Raw genomic sequence first — 2,928 nt, forward strand, 5'->3', positions numbered from 1 at the left:
GTGGTGCTGCAGGGCGACCACGGCTACAGCAAGAAGTCCGAGCGCAACCAGGCCTCTTATTACTACAGCCAGCCGTTCTATCGCGCCCACGGCCAGCTCACGATCGACGACAGACCGGTCGAGGTCACCGGCCAAGCCTGGCTCGACCGCGAATGGAGCAGCCAGCCGCTCGCCCCCGACCAGACCGGTTGGGACTGGTTCTCACTGCATTTTGCCTCGGGCGGCAAGCTGATGCTGTATCGGATGCGGCAGACCGACGGCCACGACTACGCATCGGGCACCTGGATCGAGCCGGGTGGGGCCACCACGCAACTCGGTCCAAATGACGTCGTCATGACGCCAAAGGACAGCGTCGAGATTTCGGGCCACAAGCTGCCGGTCGCCTGGCATCTCGAACTGCCCGCGCGTTCAATCGCGATCGACTGCACGCCGCTCAACCCGAACGCCTGGATGGGGACCTCTGTGCCTTACTGGGAAGGCCCGATCAGTTTTAAAGGCAGCCACAGCGGGGTGGGCTATCTCGAGCTGACGGGGTATTGAGCGACGGAGAGCTTTTCGAGGGGGACCCATCCGCATGTATCACTTCACCGCATTCGTCACCGTGCTCGCCTGCGTCGCGCTTTTCTACGCCAGCTTCCGGGTCGGCAAAGCCCGCGGCACATACGGCATCAAGGCGCCGGCGACCACGGGCAATCCGGATTTCGAGCGCGTCTTCCGCGCGCATTTGAACATGCTGGAATGGATGCCGATCTTCCTGCCCGGGCTGTGGCTGTTTGCCGTTTATGTCAGCGACAAGGTGGCAGCCCTGCTCGGCCTGGTCTGGATCGTCGGCCGCCTCATGTACATGGTCTCCTATGCGGCAGGGCCGGAGAAGCGCCGCGCCGGTTTCGCCATCCAGGCCCTGGCCGCGTTCGCGCTGCTGATCGGGGCCCTGGTCACGATCGTCCTTCGGATGGTGCACGGTTGAACCCGCGGGTCGGACCGGAGCGCTTGACTCCGCCGGCCCAAATTCCGAAAAAGCAGCCCATTTTGCCCAACGCCTTCTCGCCAGACTAGGATGATCAGATGTCTCTGTCCGCCCTCGAAACCACCATCAACAGCGCCTTCGATGCGCGCGACGGCGTCTCGACCGCGACCAAGGGCGAGGTCCGCGATGCCGTGGAGAGCGCGCTGGAACTGCTCGACAAGGGCGAGACGCGGGTGGCCGAGCGCGAGACGACCGGCAAGTGGAAGGTCAACCAGTGGCTGAAGAAGGCGGTGCTGCTGTCGTTCCGCCTCAACGACATGAGCGTGATCCCTGGAGGCTCGGGCAAGGCGTCGTGGTGGGACAAGGTGCCGTCGAAGTTCGAGGGCTGGGGCGAGAACCGTTTCCGCGATGCCGGCTTCCGCGCCGTGCCGGGCGCTATCGTGCGCCGCTCCGCCTTCATCGCCAAGAACGTCGTGCTGATGCCCTCCTTCGTCAATCTCGGCGCCTATGTCGATGAGGCGACCATGATCGATACCTGGTCGACGGTCGGCTCCTGCGCCCAGATCGGCAAGCGCGTGCACATCTCCGGCGGCGTCGGCATCGGCGGCGTGCTGGAGCCGCTGCAGGCCGAGCCCGTCATCGTTGAGGACGACTGCTTCATCGGTGCCCGTTCCGAGGTCGCCGAGGGCGTGATCGTGCGCAAGGGCGCGGTGCTGGCGATGGGCGTATTCCTCGGCGCCTCGACCAAGATCATCGACCGCGAGACCGGTGAGGTGTTTGTCGGCGAGGTCCCGGAATATTCGGTGGTGGTGCCGGGCGCGCTGCCGGGCAAGCCGATGAAGAACGGCCAGATCGGCCCCTCGACCGCCTGCGCCGTGATCATGAAGCGCGTCGACGAGCGCACCCGCTCCAAGACCTAGATTAACGAGCTGTTGCGGGACTGACGCGGCGTTCACCATGAGCTCGCGACGAAATGACGCGAGCCTCGAATTTCGGACACTAGCTCACCGATAAAATGGCGTGTTAAGCGAGGGCATGACCGACGCCCTCACCATTGCCCGCGACCTGATCCGTTGCGCCTCCGTGACGCCGGCCGATGCCGGCGCGCTCGGTGTGCTCGAGAGCCTGCTGAAACAGGCCGGTTTCGAGACCCACCGCGTCACCTTCTCCGAGGCCGGCACCGCCGACGTCGACAATCTCTACGCCCGCATCGGCGATGCGGCGCCGCATATCACCTTTGCCGGCCACACCGACGTGGTGCCGCCTGGTGACGAGAGCGCCTGGAGCCTTGGCGCATTCTCCGGCGAAGTCCGGGACGGCTATTTGTACGGTCGCGGCGCCGTCGACATGAAGGGCGGCATCGCCTGCAGCCTCGCCGCCGTGCTCGACTATCTGCGCGATCATGAAGGCAAGCCGCAAGGAAACGGAAAAGGCTCGATCTCGTTCCTGATCACGGGCGATGAGGAAGACGTCTCGATCAATGGCACGGTGAAGCTGCTGCAGTGGGCTGCGAAGCGTGGCGAGATATTCGATCATTGCGTGCTCGGCGAACCCTCCAACCAGGAGGTGATCGGCGACTGCATCAAGATCGGCCGCCGCGGCTCGCAATCGGGCACGCTCGTTGTCGAGGGCAAGCAGGGCCACGTCGCCTATCCGCATCGGGCCGCAAATCCGGTGCCGGATATCTCGCGGCTGATTGTCGCGCTCTCCGACGAGCCGCTCGACCAGGGCAGCGCGCAATTCCAGCCGTCGAATCTTGAATTCACCACGGTCGATGTCGGAAACACTGCCACCAACGTCATCCCAGGCGCGGCGCGGGCGAAGTTCAACATCCGCTACAATGATTGCCACACCCAGGAGTCGCTGCGCGCGTTGGTCGAGCAGCGGCTGAAGGCCGCCTGCGGCAACCGCATCCGCGCCCATATCGACTGGCTGCCGTCGAACTCGAACGTGTTCCTGAC

Annotated in this window: 4 protein-coding genes; all 4 read left to right on the plus strand. The window is 64.7% G+C overall.

All coding sequences use genetic code 11. The annotated features are described in order from the left end of the window. The coding region (locus WA702_RS24955) for a lipocalin family protein (RefSeq protein WP_425113212.1) at window positions 1–540 on the plus strand (540 nt) is incomplete at its 5' end. Window positions 541–574: 34 nt separating this feature from the next. Beyond that, on the plus strand, window positions 575–967 hold the full coding sequence (locus WA702_RS24960) for an MAPEG family protein (RefSeq protein WP_425113213.1): 393 nt from the start codon (window positions 575–577) through the stop codon (window positions 965–967). Between the two features lie 98 nt (window positions 968–1,065). Beyond that, window positions 1,066–1,887: a 2,3,4,5-tetrahydropyridine-2,6-dicarboxylate N-succinyltransferase gene (gene dapD, locus WA702_RS24965; protein WP_425113214.1), complete on the plus strand. Its 822-nt coding sequence runs from the start codon at window positions 1,066–1,068 to the stop codon at window positions 1,885–1,887. 115 nt (window positions 1,888–2,002) lie between these two features. Further along, window positions 2,003–2,928, plus strand: a 926-nt coding sequence (dapE, locus tag WA702_RS24970) for a succinyl-diaminopimelate desuccinylase (RefSeq protein ID WP_425113215.1), incomplete at its 3' end; no start/stop codon positions are given.

Source organism: Bradyrhizobium sp. (assembly GCF_049798375.1).
Taxonomy (GTDB): domain Bacteria; phylum Pseudomonadota; class Alphaproteobacteria; order Rhizobiales; family Xanthobacteraceae; genus Bradyrhizobium.

Bases quoted from the DNA above. Each gene is read 5' to 3' on its own strand.
- dapD (WP_425113214.1), top strand. From the start codon at position 1,066: ATGTCTCTGTCCGCCCTCGAAACCACCATCAACAGCGCCTTCGATGCG.
- WA702_RS24960 (WP_425113213.1), top strand. From the start codon at position 575: ATGTATCACTTCACCGCATTCGTCACCGTGCTCGCCTGCGTCGCGCTT.